The following is a 14,403-nucleotide window of genomic DNA, read 5'->3' as shown; positions in this document are numbered from 1 at the left end:
GCATGGACGACACGCCGGACTACACCCTCGAGATCCAGATCGCCACGCGCTTCCTCGCCGACGAGTCGGCACCCGAGGAAGACCGTTATGTATTCGCGTACACGATCCGCATCCGCAACCTCGGCAAGTGCGCAGCGCAGCTGCTGGACCGGCACTGGGTGATCACCGATGGCAACGGCCGCGTCGAGGAAGTGCGCGGCGAAGGCGTGGTCGGCGAACAGCCGCGCCTGGAACCTGGCGAACAGTTCACCTACACCTCGGGCGCGGTGCTGCAGACCGCCGTGGGCACGATGGAAGGCAGCTACGGCATGGTCGGCGATGACGGCACGCAGTTCGATGCGCCGATCCCGCCGTTCACGCTCGCCGTGCCGCGAACGCTGCACTGATGGCCATCTGGGCGATTGGTGATCTCCAGGGTTGCCTGGGCCCGACCGAGCGCCTGCTCGAGCGGATCCGTTTCGATCCGGCACGCGACCGCCTCTGGTTCTGCGGCGACCTGGTCAACCGCGGCGGCGAGTCGCTGGAAACGCTGCGCCTGGTGCACTCGCTGCGCGCGAATGCGGTCACCGTGCTCGGCAACCACGACCTGTCGCTGCTGGCGATCGCCGACCGCCGCGAAGACGAGCAGCGCAAGGTCAACGCCGACCTGCAGCGCGTGCTGTTCGCGCCCGACCGCGACGAACTCCTCGACTGGCTGCGCGTGCAGCCGCTGGTGCACGCCGACCACGACCTCGGCTGGATGATGGTGCACGCCGGCCTCGCGCCGAAGTGGACGGTCGCCGACGCCGAGGCGCTCGCGCGTGAAGTCGAAGCCAGCATCCAGGGCAAGGACCGCCGGCGCCTGTTCAAGCAGATGTACGGCGACCGCCCGGCGTGGTCGCCGGGCCTGCGCGGCACCGACCGCGAGCGCGCGATCATCAACACCTTCACGCGCATGCGCTACTGCAGTCCGCGCGGCCGCATCGCGTTCGAAGAGAAGGGCGCACCGGGCACGCAGCAGCCCGGTCTGTATCCCTGGTACGCGGTGCCCGGCCGCATCGAACGCGGCCTGAAAGTGGTCTGCGGGCACTGGTCGTCGCTGGGCCTGTTCATCGGCCACGGCGTGCACGCGATCGATACCGGCGCGGTGTGGGGCGGCATGCTCACCGCGCTGCGCCTGGACTCCGAGGAGCTGCAGGTGGTGCAGGTTCCGGGGCGCCCGCAGCCATAGCCGGGCCCAGCCTGAAGCGACAGGCGTGTCCGCCGCGCACGATGCACTCGACGTGGTGGACGCGGCGCCCCGTGGTCGCTTCCATGTAGGCAAGGTCGAACCTGCAGACCTGTGGATGCTGTCGCGCCAGGTCATGGAACACGCAGTTGAAGGCTTCGACCTGCCAGTCCTCGCCGTGGCGCGCGGGCACCGCCTCGTAGCCGAGCGCATCCAGCCGCTGCGCCAGGGCACGCGCCAGGCCTTCACCGCGTTCGGCGTCGAGCGACGGCTGGGTCGCCGCGATGCCGCGGCCAAGCTCCTGCAGCAGCGCGCCGACCTCGTCCTCGCCCATGCGCGCATGCAGCTGCGTGAGCAGCGCGGCCGCGATCGCACCGTAGTTGCGCGGGAACAACGCACGCCCCTCGGCGGTGATCACGTAGCGCGACTGCGGCCTGCCTCCCGTGGCGCGCGGCTGTCCGTGGTCGACGAGCCCACGCGCGGCCAGCGCGGTGATGTGCTGACGCACCGCGTTGTGGCTGATGCGGAGCCGCTCGCACATCTCCTCGACGCCGAGGCCATCGGGCGCCGCCAGCAGCTGCCGGAGCAACCGCTGCCGCGTCCCGCTGAAGTGTGCAAGCGCGGATGCCATTGCCGGCCTAGGTCGCCTTGTCCGGGAACTGCCTGGCGATGGCCCCTGCCAGCGCGTCGGCGATCATGTCCATGTGGACCTGCATCGCGTTCCATTCGGCCGCTTCGCCTGCGGTGTCGTCCGCGAGGACCAGGTCGATCTGCCGCGAATGGTGCGCGCCATGGGCCAGCATCAGTCCGTGCACGGTGTCTTCGGGCAGGTTCGGATTGGCGGCGGCAAGGAACTTCGCGATCTCGCCCGCATTGGCGGTGAGGTCGGCCATTGCCGCGTCCGCCGCGGCTTTCCCGCCAGTGGCCCGCGCGTCGGTGAGCGCCTTCACCGCGCCCCAGTGGCCACCGAGCAGGGCCAGCATCTGCTGGCCGCCGGCGTCGCCATAGAAGCCGGCAACCGCGGTGCTGATCTGCCTGGCGTTCTCGACCACCGCGTCCGCCGCGGCCTGGGCGTCCGCTTCGTTACCGGCGTGGACCGCCAGCGCGTAGTCGCGGGCGTGCGCGATATGGCCTTGCCACAACTCCCGCATGGCCGCGTGGAGCTGCGGTGCGACGACGGCGTCGGCCTCGGGCGCTGGTGCTGGTGCCGGCGCCGCGGCTGCTTGAGCGGTGGCCTCCGGCGCGGTGGCGGGATTGTCCGGCGGCACGGCCCGGTCGCAGCCGGCAAGGACCAGTGCCAGCGCCACGGCCGCGGCAAGGGGTTTGAGTGGAATCGACATGGAAGGACTCCCGGAGGCATCGCGGGCTGCGACCGGACCATGATGGGTCGCGCGGCCCCATTTGCCATGTTGCCATGTGTAAAGCCGCCAGGCTGGGCCTGGAGGCGATCAGGTGCGCCGATACTCGACGAAATCGAAGGCGAAAGCGTGGCGCGCGTCGGCCGGATGGTGTTCACGCGACACCTCCCGCCAGCCCGCTTCGTCGAGGGCCGGGAAGAACGCGTCGGCGCCTTCGACCGCGGTATCGACATGGGTCAGGTACAGCACCGCGGCCCGCGGCAGCGCCAGGGCATAGACCTCGGCGCCGCCGATGACGCACAGTTCGGCAGCCCCTGATGCCAGCGCGCAGGCCTCGTCGAGCGAGGCCACCGCGTCCATGCCGGCGAACGGCACCCGCCCGCTGCGCGTGAGCACCAGGTTGCGCCGCTTCGGCAGCGCGCGGCCCAGCGACTCGGCCGTCCTGCGCCCCATCAGCACCGGCTTGCCGAGCGTCAGTGCCTTGAAGTGCGCGAGATCCGCCGGCAGGTGCCACGGCAGGCCATTGTCGCGGCCGATCGCGCGCCGGCGGTCCAGGGCGGCCACCAGCGACAACGCCGGGGTGGTCTGCTGCTGCATCATCGCGTCGTGCTCAGACCGCGACCGGGGCCTTGATGGCCGGCAGCGGATCGTAGCCTTCGATGCTGATGTGCTCGTGAGTGAAGGCGAACACATCGCGTATCGACGGATCCAGCACCAGCCGCGGCAGTGCGCCGGGCGCGCGTTCGAGTTGCTGGCGCGCCTGCTCGAAATGGTTGCTGTACAGGTGCGCGTCGCCGAGCGTGTGCACGAAGTCGCCCACGCCCAGCCCGCAGGCCTGCGCCACCATGTGCGTCAGCAGCGCGTAGCTCGCGATGTTGAACGGCACGCCGAGAAAGATGTCGCCGCTGCGCTGGTAGAGCTGGCAGCTCAGGCGGCCGTTGACCACGTAGAACTGGAACAGCGCGTGGCAGGGCTGCAGCTTCATCGCCGGGAGCTCGGCCACGTTCCAGGCCGACACCACCAGGCGCCGCGAGTCCGGGTTGCGGCGGATCTCGTCGATGACCCAGCAGATCTGGTCGACCTCCACGCCGTCGGCACCTGCCCAGTGCCGCCACTGCTTGCCGTACACCGGGCCCAGTTCGCCGTCGGCGTCGGCCCACTCGTCCCAGATGCCGACCTTGTGCTCGCGCAGGTAGGCGATGTTGGTCTCGCCGCGCAGGAACCAGAGCAGCTCGTGGATGATCGAGCGCAGGTGCAGCTTCTTGGTGGTGACCAGCGGGAACCCGTCGTTCAGGTCGAAGCGCATCTGCCAGCCGAACACGCTGCGCGTGCCGGTGCCGGTGCGGTCGGCCTTGTCGGTGCCGTTCTCGAGGACGTGGCGCAGGAGGTCGAGGTACTGGCGCATGGCGTCGGGCTCCTCAGTCGGTGGTGCGGGGGCCGGAAGCGGTCGGGAGCACGGGCTGCAGGGTCGGCGAGCGCCGCGCCAGCCACAGCCAGTACAACCCGACCAGGACCAGCGGCAGGCTCAATACCTGGCCCATGGTCAGCCAGCCGAAAGCCAGGTAGCCAAGATGGGCGTCAGGCTCGCGCACGAACTCCACCAGGAAGCGGAACGCGCCGTACAGCAGCGCGAACATGCCGGCAACCGCATAGCGCGGACGCGGACGGCGCGAGAACCACCACAGCGCCGCGAACATCACCACGCCCTCGAGGAACGCCTGGTACAGCTGCGACGGATGGCGCGCGAACTGTGCCAGCTCGCCCGCCTGGAACTGCGCGCGCAGCGCGGCCTCGGGCAGGCTGGCCAGCTCCGGCGGCAGGGCGTTGCGGAACACCACGCCCCAGCCGGCGTCGGTCGGCTTGCCCCACAGCTCGCCGCCGATCCAGTTGCCGATGCGGCCAAAGCCCAGCCCCAGCGGCACCAGCGGCGCGACGAAGTCCATCGTGTCGAACACGTGCAGGCGGCGCGCGCGCGACCACAGCCAGATCGCCACCAGCACGCCGAGCAGGCCGCCGTGGAAGCTCATGCCGCCGTCCCAGACCTTGAACAGCATCAGCGGGTCGGCCAGCAGGTCGCCAAAGGCATAGAACAGCACGTAGCCGATGCGGCCGCCCAGCACCACGCCGAGCATGCCGTAGAACATCAGGTCGCCGAAGCCGGCGTCGTCCACGCCGGGCAGGCGCCCCGCGCGGATCCGTGAGCGCCCGAGCCACCATGCGCTGGCGAACGCCAGCAGGTACATCACCCCGTACCAGTGCACCGCCGGCTGGAACGTCCGCCCGAACAGCGCGAACGCCGGGGACTGGAGCGCGATCGGATCGATCAGGTGCAGGTAGGCCATGCCGTGGTCAGTCCGGAGCCACGTGGCGCAGCGCGCGGCGCTTGGCCCACAGGTTCAGCAGCTCCACGAACGCGGAGAAGCCCATCGCGCCGTAGATGTAGCCACGCGGAATGTGCAGCTCGAAGCCCTCGGCGACCAGGTACGCACCGATCAGCACGATGAACGCCAGCGCCAGCATCTTGATGGTCGGGTTGTTGTCGATGAACGTGCCCAGCGGGCGCGCCGCAAGCAGCATCACGCCTACCGCGATCAGGATCGCGATCACCATCACCGGCACGTAGTCACCGGCCATGCCGACCGCCGCGATCACCGAGTCCAGCGAGAACACGATGTCGATGACCGCGATCTGCGCGATCACCATCGCGAACGACGTCGCCGCCTTGCCGGCGCCGCTGGCGTCCTCGTGCGCACCGGCGACCAGCTCGCGGATCTCCATCGCGCCCTTCACGATGAGGAACAGGCCGCCAAGGATCAGTACCAGGTCGCGCACGGAAACGCCCTGGCCGAACACCGTGAACAGGTCACTGGTCAGTCCCGCCAGCCACGCCAGCGTCAGCAGCAGGCCGATGCGGGTGATGCAGGCCACGGCGATGCCGAACTTGCGGGCGAACTCGCGTTTCTCGGCCGGCAGGCGGCTCACGGCGATCGAGATGAACACCAGGTTGTCGATGCCGAGCACGATCTCGATCGTGGCCAGCGTGACCAGCAGGATCCAGACCTGCGGGTCGGAGATCAATTCCATCATCGCTTGCATATCCTTGGGAAAGTCGTTTCCAGCCGTGTCACGCCAGGCGCGGCCACAGCAGTGCGCCCCAGACCAGCAGCACGTTGAGCATCAGCACGAACACGGCGGCGGAGCCCATGTCCTTGGCGCGCCCGGCCAGTTCGTGGTGTTCATCGCCATAGCGGGCGATGACCGCCTCGATCGCGGAGTTCAGCAACTCCGCCGACAGCACCAGCAGCAGCGAGCCGACCAGCAGCGCGCGCTCCACCCCGCCCTGCCCGAGCCACAGGCCGAGCGGTGCCAGCACGGCGAACAGGCAGACTTCGAGCCGGAACGAGGACTCGTGCAGCCACGCCGCGCGCAGGCCCTGCATCGACCAGCCCGCGGCCTTCAGGATGCGCGCGGGTCCCCTGGGCATGTGTCCGGTTTCGTCGGCCATTGCGAAGGTATCGCTCAACGCGCTCGGTCGCTGCGCGGCGGGAACTGGAACTGCATGCTGGTTTGGCTGCCGCGTCCGACCGGAAGCTGCCAATTTTGCCACAAGGGCGGTGTCGGGACCCGATCGGCTACCGTTTGGCGCGCCGGGGGCGCCGCAGGCCCGGTCCAGGTCCCGCTTCACCGGGCGCAACGGCCCCGCCTGGCAGCATGCGCGCACACCGCACGGGAGATCCGCATGCACCGGCACGCTGCTATCCTCGGACCGTTCTTCGCACTCGCCATGGGAGCCCTCATGAACCCAGCGTTCGCACAGGCCACACCCCGCCAGATGCAGGCGGGCGATGACGGCTATGCGCTGCTGCTCGAGACGGCCGGAGCACCGCTGCAGGCTCGCCTGGGCCATGCCGTGTCACTGGACGTCGAGCGCCTCGACCGCCTCGGCAACTGGGCCTTCGTGCTCGGCACGCTGCGCGCCGCGGGCGGCGGACGCTTCGATTACCAGGGCACGCCGTTCGCCGCGGCTGCCGCGCAGGGCGGCATGTCCGATGTCTACGTCGCGCTCCTGCGCCGCGAGCCGGATGCCGGCGACGTCGACCAGGCCGCGGCGGCGGCACCCGCCGAGGCCGCCGCGCGCGACCAGGCCGGTGTCGAAGGCGCCGATGACGGCGGTTTCCCGCCCGGTGGCCGCTGGACGGTGCTCGATTTCGCGATCGGCCCGGGTGACGTGGCCTGGCTCGGCTGGCCGCAGGAACACGCCGCGCCGCGCGCCCTGTTCGGCTTCTGAACACGCCTCCGCGGCAACGGAAAAGGCCGGGCAATGCCCGGCCTTTTCCGTTGCACGCCAGGCGCGATCAGCCGCGCGGGCTGATGATCTCGTAGTTGCCGGACGCGCCGCCCCAGCTGATGCGCTGCGAGCCGTCGGCATTGACGTTGTTGGAGCCGATGAAGGTCGGCCTGCCGTTTTCCATGCCGGCGAACAGCACGACATGCGACTGGCCGTTGCGCTGCATCAGCACCACGTCGCCCGGACGCGCGTCCGCAAGCGACACCGTCTGCCAGCCGTCACCCTTCAGGTTGCCGGCCAGCGTGTCGACCGAAGCACTGGCCTGGCTGGCGTCAATCAGGCCCGCCTTCTGCAGGCAGGCGGAAACGAAATTGGCGCAGTTGACGTTGTTCGGCACCCAGCTCTGCATCGGCAGCTCGCTGCTGTGCTTGAGCTCGCCGGCATTGCGGCCGATGAACTGTTCGGCGATTGCGGCGGCGTTGTTGCCACCGACGATGGAAGACCCGCTCACGCCCTGCGTACCGGCCACCCCACCCGAGCCTCCGCTCCCGCCCGCATCACCCATGGCGCCCGGGATGTTCAGCGTATCGCCGGCGTAGATCAGGTCGGCATCCTTGATCTGCGCGTTGTTCGCCATCAGCGCGTCGACGCTGGTGCCGTAGCGCTGCGCGATATGCGACAGGGTATCGCCGCTGACGATGTGGTGGCTGCTGCCGATGGCGGTCATCGAGCTCTCCGTGCCGCGGGCTGCGCGGCTGCGTGGTCTACGCAACGGAGTCTCGGCGCGGGAGCTGGAGGCCACAACCCGGGGCCGGCCCCTATCGGGTTTACCCCAGGTCGCCCACGCCCGCCGAACGGGCCGGTGCCGCGACCTACTCCTCGCGGAAGATCGCCGTGCCGCGCGAGCCGTCCGGCTTCACCCAGCCGCGGTACATGCCGGAGGTGTTGAACGGCATGGCGATGTTGCCGTCGGCATCAAGCGCGATCGCGCCGCCATCGCCTCCCAGGCCGGGCACCACGTTCATCAGCACCTCGTCGGCCGCCGCCTGCAGGCTGTCGCCGCGGTAGGCGACGCGCGCGCAGATGTCATGCGCCACCGCGGCGCGCAGGAAGAACTCGCCCCAGCCGGTGCCGGACACGCCGCAGCGGTCGTCGGCCCAGGTACCGGCGCCGATCACCGGCGAGTCGCCGACGCGCCCCCAGCGCTTGTTGGTCATGCCGCCGGTCGAGGTGGCGGCGGCGATGTGGCCCTGCGCGTCGAGTGCCACTGCGCCAACCGTGCCGAAGTACGTGCCCTTCAGGTCCGCCGGATCGGCGGCGCCGGACTGGCGCGCCGCCGCTTCGCGCGCCTGCGCCTGCTCGAGCTGCTCGCGGCGGTGGTCGGTATCGAACCAGCGGTTGGCGACGCGCTCGAGTTCCGGCCGGGTGTCGGCGAACGCCTCGGCGCCGTCGCCGATCAGCATGACGTGCGGCGAATGCTCCATCACCGCGCGCGCCAGGCGCACCGGGTTGCGGATCGTGGTCACCCCGGCCACCGCGCCCGCGCGGCGGGTGTGGCCCTCCATTACCGAGGCGTCCAGTTCATGGCGCCCTTCGGCGTTGAACACCGCGCCCTTGCCGGCGTTGAAGCGCGGCGACTCCTCCAGCGCGCGCACCGCCGCCTCGGCGGCATCCAGCGCGCTGCCGCCGCGGGCGAGCACGGCGTGTCCGGCATCGAGCGCACGGTCCAGGTCGGCGCGGATCGCCCGTTCCTCGCCGGCATCCAGCGCGTCGCGCTCGATGACCCCCGCACCGCCGTGGATCACCAGGGCGGTCGGACGGTCATTGGCATGGGCAGGGCTGGTCATGGCGAGCGTGGTCGTCAGCAGGAGGGCGATCAGGCGCATGGCGGATCCCCGTGGATGGACCGCAAGGATAGCCGACGCCAGCGCCGGCTACTGCGAGCGCAGGGCCTCGATCGGATCGAGCTGCGATGCCTTGCGCGCGGGGTAGTACCCGAAGAACAGGCCGGTCGCGATCGAGAAGCCCGCGGCCAGCGCAATCACCTGGCCGTTGAGCGCCACCGGGAGGTCGCCGAACCTGGCCACCAGCAGCGCACCGGCGATGCCGATCACGATGCCGAGCGCGCCGCCGATCAGCGACAGCAGCATCGCCTCCGCCAGGAACTGCCGGCGCACGTCGGTGGGCCCGGCGCCGACCGCCATGCGCAGCCCGATCTCGCGGATGCGCTCGGTGACCGACACCAGCATGATGTTCATGATGCCGATGCCGCCGACGATCAGCGAGATGCTGGCCACCGCGCCCAGCAGCAGCGACATCAGCCGCGTCGTGGCGGTGCGCGTGGCGACGATCTCGCTGATGTTGCGCACGCTGAAGTCGTCCTCCTTGCCGGGGCCGATGCGGTGACGCTGGCGCAACAGTGCTTCCACTTCGCCCTGGGCGTAGCCGAGGTCATCGGCGTCGGCCACGGTGAGCGCGACCTGCATCACCGCCCCCGGCGGCAGGCCCATGGCGCCGAGCAGGCGGCGCCGCGCGGTCTGCAACGGCACCATCATCACGTCGTCCTGGTCCTGGCCGAAGCCGCCCTGCCCCTTCGCCGCCAGGGTGCCGGTGACCACGAACGGCACGCGGCCGATGCGGATGGTCTGGCCGACGCCGGAATCCTCGCCGAACAGCTCGCGGCGCACGGTGTCGCCGAGGATCACACCCTTCGCGGCGGCGCTGTAGTCCTGCGCGTCGAACGCCTCGCCCTCGGCGATGGTCCAGCCGTTGATGTCGAAGAAGTCCGGCTGCACGCCCTGCCAGCTGGTCGACCAGTTGTTCTCGGCATACACCACCTGGGTGCTGCCGCGCAGCGCGCCCGCGACGTACTGCACCTCGGGGATCTCGTCGCGGATCGCGTCGACGTCGCCTTCGGTGAGCGTGTAGAAACTGCTGCCGCTCATGCGCGCGCCACCCTGGCCACGGCCCGCACCCGGCGAGATGTCAAGCCGCTGCGAGCCGAGGCCTGCGACCATCTTGTCGATCTCGGCCTGCGTGCCCTGGCCGACCGAGACCATCACGATCACTGCCGCGATGCCGATGATCACGCCCAGCGAGGTCAGCACGCTGCGCATCCAGTTGCCGCGCAGGGCGTGGATGGCGGTGCGCAGGATGTCGCTGAACTTCATGGCGCTGCCCCGGCGTGCTCGGTGTGCAGTTCGCCGTCGCGCATCACGCAGATGCGGTCGGCGTGGGCGGCCACTTCGGCGTCGTGGGTGATCAGGATGACGGTGTGACCGTCGTCGCGCAGGCGCTTGAACAGCGCCAGGATCTCCTCGCCGGTCTTCGAATCGAGCGCGCCGGTGGGTTCGTCGGCGAGCAGGATCGGCGGCCTGTTGATGAGCGCGCGCGCGATCGCCACGCGCTGCTGCTGGCCACCCGACAGCTCGTTGGGCCGGTGCCCGCCGCGCTCGCCCAGGCCCACCGCGGCCAGCGCCTCGCGCGCGCGCTCCTGGCGTTCCGCAGGCGGGATACGGGCATAGCCGAGCGGCATTTCCACGTTCTCCAGCGCCGTCATCCGCGGCAACAGGTGGAAGCCCTGGAACACGAAGCCGATCTTGTCGCGGCGCAGGATCGCAAGCTCCTCGGCATCCAGCGTGGACACGTCCTCGCCGTCGCAGCGGTAGCTGCCCGAGCTGGGCTTGTCGAGGCAGCCGATCAGGTTCATCAGCGTCGACTTGCCCGAGCCCGACGGTCCCATGATCGCGATGAAATCACCGCGTTCGATACGCAGGTCCACGTCGCGAAGCGCGACCACTTCGGCCTCGCTGCCGGGCGAGTACACCTTGCCCAGGCCGCGGGTCTCGATCACCGGCACGCCGCCGGTCATTTCGCGGGGCGCTCGCCGGTCACCAGCAGGTCGCCGGCGTCGAGCGCGCCCGACAGTTCGGTGTCGGTGCCGTCGCTGGCGCCGACCCGCACCAGTACCGGCTGCGGGCTGCCGTCGACCAGCTTGTACACGGTGGCGCGCGTGGCGCCGACCAGCGCCGTCAGCGCCGCATCCCACCTGGCGGCCTGGCTGTCATCGAGGCTGCCGCGGAAGGCGGCGAAATCCTCGCGGAAGCGCTGCAGCATGCGCTGGCGCACCTGCGCGGCCGCACCCGCGCCGCCGCCGCCACCGCCGGACATCGCCACCATCCGCGGACCGCCCCCCGGGCCACCGCCCGCGCCACCGGCACGCGGTGCGGCCTGGCGTGCCGCCTGGCGCGCCTGCACCGCCGCCAATGCGGCGTCGAACGCCGCCTGCTGCGGGGGCGTGAGGTCCAGGCCTCCGGACACGCCGGCAAGGTCCGACGCGACCCCGTTGCGCGCGCCGCCCGGCGGCATCGCCGCCGCCGCCCCTTCGGCGCCGGTGGGTTTGTAGCGCAGTGCGGCGTTGGACACCTTGAGCACGTCGTCGCGGCGGCTGACCTCGATCTCGGCATTCACGGTCAGGCCCGGCAGCAGGGTGCCGTCGCTGTTGTCCACCGTGACCACCACCGGATAGGTGACCACGTTGCTGGTGTTGGTGGCGGCCAGGCGCACCTGGTCCACGACGCCGCGGAACTGGCGATCGGCGAAGGCGTCGGCGGTGAAGCTCACGCTTTGCCCGGCCTTGACCTGGCCGATGTCGGCCTCGTCGACGGCCAGCTCGATCTTCATCTTCGACAGGTCTTCGGCGATCGTGAACAGCTCCGGCGCCTGCAGGCTGGCGGCCACGGTCTGGCCGGCCTCGATGGTCCGCGTCAGCACCACGCCGTCCACCGGCGAACGGATCACCGTGCGATCAAGGTTGATGCGCGTGGTGCGCGTGGCGGCGCTCTGCTGCTGGATCTGCGCCTGCGCCGCGCGCACCTGGGCCTGCGCCTGCTCGCGGGCCGCGCGCGCCAGGTCGATGTCGCTGCGTGCCACCAGTTGGCGGTCGCCGAGTTCGGCCTTGCGGCGATAGTCGAGCTCGGCGTTGCGCAGCGTCGCCTGCGCCTGGCTGAGCGAGGCCTGCGCGCTGGCGATCTGCGCCGAGCCCTGCTCGATCTGCGCCTGGTAGCTGCTGGGATCGATGCGCGCCAACACCTGCCCGCTTTCCACCTTGTCGTTGAAATCGACCAGCACCTCCGTGACCTGGCCGGAGATCTGGCTGCCCACCACCACGGTGGAGATCGCGCTCAGCGTGCCGGTGGCGGAGATCGCCATGCGGATGTCGCCCCGCTGTACTTCGGCAGTGCGGTACGCGCTTTCCTGGCTGGCACCGCGCGAGCCGTTCCACCAGGCGCCAGCCACGGCGAGCGCGGCGATCGCAACGGCGACAAGGAGGTACGGCCGGGCGCGACGCCTGGTGGGCTTGGATCGTGTGCTCATGCGGTCTGCGGCTGCTGGCTGGGGTCGGGAGGCTAACGCATCAGCGCGGCCGGCGTTGACCGCGCACCGCCACGCACGACGCACGGTTCAGTGCTGCACGCGCGCCGCCGCGAATTCAATGGTGACGGTGGTGCCCTGCCCGGCAACGCTGTCGATTCGCAGCGGCCAGCCGGCACGCTCGCTCAACTGGCGCGCGATGGCCAGGCCCATGCCCTTGCCGCCCACGTACTGGTTGGCGCGGAAGAAGGGCTCGAACACCCGCTCAAGGACCTGGTCGTCCATGCCGATGCCGGTGTCGCGGATCTCGATGCGGTTGCGCCGCACCACCACGTCGATGCGCCCGGACTCGGTGAAGAAACAGGCATTGTTGAGCAGGTTGCTGAGCATCACCGCCATCGCGCGCGACGACCCACGCAGGCGCGGTGCCGCTTCCTCGTGCAGGGCCAGCACCACGCCCGGCTTGTCGGCCAGCATCTCGCGCGCATCCTCGACCGCGTTGGCGGCCAGGGCGAGCAGCTCGAACTCTTCCTCGGGGCCCGGAACGTCTTCGCGGGCGAGGATCAGGAAGGCATCCAGCACGCCTTCCATCTCGCGCGCGGCAAGCTGGATGCGGCCCAGCGAACGCTGCATGCGCGGCGGCGTTTCGGGATCGCCGCGCAGCATGTCGGCCGCCACGCGGACCACGGCCAGCGGCGTGCGCAGCTCGTGGCTGGCCTCGCGGGTGAAGTCGCGCTCGCGGCGCATGAAGGCCTGGGTGCGCTCCGTCAGGCCGCGCAGCGCTTCATTGAGCAGCCGCACCTCGCGCCCGACCTCGCCGGGAAGGCGTCCGGGATCGATGGCGTCGAGATCCGGCGCGCGCGGATCCCACCGCGCCACCTCGCCGGCCATCTGCGTGACCGGCAGCACCATCTGCCTGGCAATGCGGTAACTGAGCCAGCTGACCGCGGCGATCGCGATCGACGCCAGCAGCACCGCGATGAACAGCGTCCAGGTGGCCACCCGGTCGACGAGCGCGAACGACATGTTGATGTACAGCCGCCCGCCCCGCTGCTCCTCGACCAGCAGGCGATGCCGCACCCCGGCGATGCGCAGGTTGTGCAGGCCGGGTGCCAGGCGTGCATAACTGGCGGGCACGGCCGCGTCCCCGCCTCCGCTGGAGGGGACGAACCAGGCATGCACGGTCGCGGTCCCGGGGACCGGATGCGCGGGATCCCTGGCGCGCCCGTCCTCGAACGCGCGCGCCTCGGCGCGGATGCGTTCGGCGGTCAGCCAGTCGCGTGCCAGCGATCCCGACGCGTACAGCACGACCGCCACGGCGACCACCGCGAGTACCGCCTGGACGATGAACACGCGCCGCAGCTTGTGGGGCAACCCCTGTGGCATCGACGAAGAAGACCGTCAGGCTGGCGGCTGTTCGATGTCCGCGATGCGATAGCCGGCGCTCTGCACGGTATGCAGCAGCGGCTTGTCGAACGGCTTGTCGATGGTCTTGCGCAGGTTGTAGAGATGGCTGCGCAGGGTGTCGGAGTCGGGCAGGCTGTTGCCCCAGATCTCGCGTTCGATTTCCTGGCGGTTGACCACCCGAGGCGACTCGCGCATGAGGATCGTGAGCAGCTTCAACCCGATCGGGGACAGCTGCAGCTCGCTGCCGCCGCGCGTGGCGCGAAGGCTGGCCGGGTCCAGGACCAGGTCCGCGACCTTCAACACCTCCGACCCCACCTGGCGACGCTCGCGGCGGATCAGGGCGCGAAGACGCGCCTCGAGCTCCTGGATCGCGAACGGCTTGGTGAGGTAGTCGTCGGCGCCGGCACCCAGGCCGGTGAGCTTCTCGTCGAGCGTGTCGCGCGCGGTCAGCATCAGCACCGGCGTGGACTTGCGCGCTTCCTCACGCAGCCGCTTGCAGACTTCGATGCCGTCCAGCCGCGGCAGCATGAGGTCCAGCACGATCACGTCGTAGTTGTTCTCCGCGGCCAGCCGGTACCCGTCGAGGCCATCGGCGGCGTAATCCACCTCGAACCCCTTCCCCTCCAGGTACTCACCGACCATTTCCGAAATATTGCGGTTGTCCTCGACGATCAGGACAAGCCCACCCGGCTCCTGCGATCCGCGCATATGTGCTCCATTCCAAGGCAGTCTTCAGCTTTGTGAAAGGCTGCCGTGCGGCAGGTCTACGC

The 14,403-nt window shown here is 70.3% G+C and carries 17 protein-coding genes; 3 read left to right on the top strand and 14 right to left on the bottom strand.

All coding sequences use genetic code 11. The features are described from left to right. Positions 1-2: 2 nt before the first annotated feature. Together apaG and H5368_RS12595 are read left to right on the top strand one after the other, a co-directional pair. The gene (gene apaG / locus H5368_RS12600) at positions 3-386 is read left to right on the top strand and encodes a Co2+/Mg2+ efflux protein ApaG (protein ID WP_182825116.1); all 384 of its coding nucleotides are present in this window, start codon (positions 3-5) and stop codon (positions 384-386) included. Continuing rightward, positions 386-1,210: a symmetrical bis(5'-nucleosyl)-tetraphosphatase gene (locus H5368_RS12595; RefSeq protein ID WP_182825114.1), complete on the top strand. Its 825-nt coding sequence runs from the start codon at positions 386-388 to the stop codon at positions 1,208-1,210. The genes apaG and H5368_RS12595 overlap by 1 nt, the downstream gene beginning before the upstream one ends. Here the strand turns inward: H5368_RS12595 and H5368_RS12590 are convergent. The 7 genes from H5368_RS12590 to H5368_RS12560 all read right to left on the bottom strand — a co-directional run bounded on the left by H5368_RS12590 (position 1,143) and on the right by H5368_RS12560 (position 6,070). Then, positions 1,143-1,838 carry a helix-turn-helix domain-containing protein gene (locus H5368_RS12590; RefSeq protein WP_220486649.1) on the bottom strand — a complete coding sequence of 232 codons (696 nt, stop codon included), beginning with the start codon at positions 1,836-1,838 and terminating at the stop codon, positions 1,143-1,145. The two genes, H5368_RS12595 and H5368_RS12590, sit on opposite strands and share 68 nt — an antisense overlap. A 7-nt stretch (positions 1,839-1,845) precedes the next feature. After that, positions 1,846-2,514 carry a hypothetical protein gene (locus H5368_RS12585; protein ID WP_182825110.1) on the bottom strand — a complete coding sequence of 223 codons (669 nt, stop codon included), beginning with the start codon at positions 2,512-2,514 and terminating at the stop codon, positions 1,846-1,848. Between the two features lie 141 nt (positions 2,515-2,655). After that, positions 2,656-3,162 (bottom strand): dihydrofolate reductase, encoded by a 507-nt coding sequence (locus tag H5368_RS12580; RefSeq protein ID WP_182825108.1) that lies wholly within the window; start codon positions 3,160-3,162, stop codon positions 2,656-2,658. Between the two features lie 13 nt (positions 3,163-3,175). Continuing rightward, positions 3,176-3,970, bottom strand: a complete 795-nt coding sequence (locus H5368_RS12575) for a thymidylate synthase (protein ID WP_182825106.1) — start codon at positions 3,968-3,970, stop codon at positions 3,176-3,178. A 13-nt stretch (positions 3,971-3,983) separates the two neighbouring features. Then, positions 3,984-4,907, bottom strand: a complete 924-nt coding sequence (gene lgt / locus H5368_RS12570) for a prolipoprotein diacylglyceryl transferase (protein ID WP_182825103.1) — start codon at positions 4,905-4,907, stop codon at positions 3,984-3,986. Between the two features lie 7 nt (positions 4,908-4,914). Beyond that, complete coding sequence (locus tag H5368_RS12565; RefSeq protein ID WP_182825101.1) at positions 4,915-5,652, bottom strand: TerC family protein; 738 nt, start codon at positions 5,650-5,652, stop codon at positions 4,915-4,917. A gap of 37 nt (positions 5,653-5,689) precedes the next feature. Further along, the gene (locus H5368_RS12560; protein ID WP_182825099.1) at positions 5,690-6,070 is read right to left on the bottom strand and encodes a diacylglycerol kinase; all 381 of its coding nucleotides are present in this window, start codon (positions 6,068-6,070) and stop codon (positions 5,690-5,692) included. Positions 6,071-6,361: 291 nt separating this feature from the next. Here H5368_RS12560 and H5368_RS12555 point away from each other — a divergent pair, with 291 nt between their 5' ends. After that, complete coding sequence (locus tag H5368_RS12555; protein WP_182825097.1) at positions 6,362-6,853, top strand: hypothetical protein; 492 nt, start codon at positions 6,362-6,364, stop codon at positions 6,851-6,853. 67 nt (positions 6,854-6,920) lie between these two features. On the opposite strand, the gene H5368_RS12550 is transcribed toward H5368_RS12555, so the two are convergent. The 7 genes from H5368_RS12550 to H5368_RS12520 all read right to left on the bottom strand — a co-directional run bounded on the left by H5368_RS12550 (position 6,921) and on the right by H5368_RS12520 (position 14,341). Continuing rightward, positions 6,921-7,580 carry a LysM peptidoglycan-binding domain-containing protein gene (locus tag H5368_RS12550; protein ID WP_182825095.1) on the bottom strand — a complete coding sequence of 220 codons (660 nt, stop codon included), beginning with the start codon at positions 7,578-7,580 and terminating at the stop codon, positions 6,921-6,923. A gap of 145 nt (positions 7,581-7,725) precedes the next feature. Next, positions 7,726-8,739 (bottom strand): isoaspartyl peptidase/L-asparaginase, encoded by a 1,014-nt coding sequence (locus tag H5368_RS12545; RefSeq protein WP_182825093.1) that lies wholly within the window; start codon positions 8,737-8,739, stop codon positions 7,726-7,728. A 48-nt stretch (positions 8,740-8,787) separates the two neighbouring features. After that, positions 8,788-10,023, bottom strand: a complete 1,236-nt coding sequence (locus H5368_RS12540) for an ABC transporter permease (RefSeq protein WP_182825091.1) — start codon at positions 10,021-10,023, stop codon at positions 8,788-8,790. Beyond that, a complete protein-coding gene (locus H5368_RS12535; protein ID WP_182825089.1) occupies positions 10,020-10,724 on the bottom strand; it encodes an ABC transporter ATP-binding protein in 705 nt (234 codons plus the stop codon). Before H5368_RS12535 ends, H5368_RS12540 begins: the two co-directional genes overlap by 4 nt. Continuing rightward, on the bottom strand, positions 10,721-12,229 hold the full coding sequence (locus tag H5368_RS12530) for an efflux RND transporter periplasmic adaptor subunit (RefSeq protein WP_182825087.1): 1,509 nt from the start codon (positions 12,227-12,229) through the stop codon (positions 10,721-10,723). The genes H5368_RS12535 and H5368_RS12530 overlap by 4 nt, the downstream gene beginning before the upstream one ends. Before the next feature lie 87 nt (positions 12,230-12,316). Beyond that, entirely contained in the window at positions 12,317-13,579 is a 1,263-nt protein-coding gene (locus H5368_RS13615; protein WP_182825085.1) for a HAMP domain-containing sensor histidine kinase, read from the bottom strand. A 48-nt stretch (positions 13,580-13,627) separates the two neighbouring features. After that, the gene (locus H5368_RS12520) at positions 13,628-14,341 is read right to left on the bottom strand and encodes a response regulator transcription factor (RefSeq protein WP_182825083.1); all 714 of its coding nucleotides are present in this window, start codon (positions 14,339-14,341) and stop codon (positions 13,628-13,630) included. Between the last annotated feature and the right edge of the window lie 62 nt (positions 14,342-14,403).

Source organism: Luteimonas sp. MC1782, from assembly GCF_014164605.1.
Classification (GTDB): domain Bacteria; phylum Pseudomonadota; class Gammaproteobacteria; order Xanthomonadales; family Xanthomonadaceae; genus Luteimonas.
This window is presented reverse-complemented; position numbering and strand designations above follow the sequence as displayed.

Coding starts and splice junctions, on each gene's coding strand:
- apaG (WP_182825116.1), top strand. CDS start 3: ATGGACGACACGCCGGACTACACCCTCGAGATCCAGATCGCCACGCGC.
- H5368_RS12595 (WP_182825114.1), top strand. CDS start 386: ATGGCCATCTGGGCGATTGGTGATCTCCAGGGTTGCCTGGGCCCGACC.
- H5368_RS12590 (WP_220486649.1), bottom strand. CDS start 1,838: ATGGCATCCGCGCTTGCACACTTCAGCGGGACGCGGCAGCGGTTGCTC.
- H5368_RS12580 (WP_182825108.1), bottom strand. CDS start 3,162: ATGCAGCAGCAGACCACCCCGGCGTTGTCGCTGGTGGCCGCCCTGGAC.
- H5368_RS12575 (WP_182825106.1), bottom strand. CDS start 3,970: ATGCGCCAGTACCTCGACCTCCTGCGCCACGTCCTCGAGAACGGCACC.
- lgt (WP_182825103.1), bottom strand. CDS start 4,907: ATGGCCTACCTGCACCTGATCGATCCGATCGCGCTCCAGTCCCCGGCG.
- H5368_RS12565 (WP_182825101.1), bottom strand. CDS start 5,652: ATGATGGAATTGATCTCCGACCCGCAGGTCTGGATCCTGCTGGTCACG.
- H5368_RS12560 (WP_182825099.1), bottom strand. CDS start 6,070: ATGGCCGACGAAACCGGACACATGCCCAGGGGACCCGCGCGCATCCTG.
- H5368_RS12555 (WP_182825097.1), top strand. CDS start 6,362: ATGAACCCAGCGTTCGCACAGGCCACACCCCGCCAGATGCAGGCGGGC.
- H5368_RS12550 (WP_182825095.1), bottom strand. CDS start 7,580: ATGACCGCCATCGGCAGCAGCCACCACATCGTCAGCGGCGATACCCTG.
- H5368_RS12545 (WP_182825093.1), bottom strand. CDS start 8,739: ATGCGCCTGATCGCCCTCCTGCTGACGACCACGCTCGCCATGACCAGC.
- H5368_RS12540 (WP_182825091.1), bottom strand. CDS start 10,023: ATGAAGTTCAGCGACATCCTGCGCACCGCCATCCACGCCCTGCGCGGC.
- H5368_RS12535 (WP_182825089.1), bottom strand. CDS start 10,724: ATGACCGGCGGCGTGCCGGTGATCGAGACCCGCGGCCTGGGCAAGGTG.
- H5368_RS12530 (WP_182825087.1), bottom strand. CDS start 12,229: ATGAGCACACGATCCAAGCCCACCAGGCGTCGCGCCCGGCCGTACCTC.
- H5368_RS12520 (WP_182825083.1), bottom strand. CDS start 14,341: ATGCGCGGATCGCAGGAGCCGGGTGGGCTTGTCCTGATCGTCGAGGAC.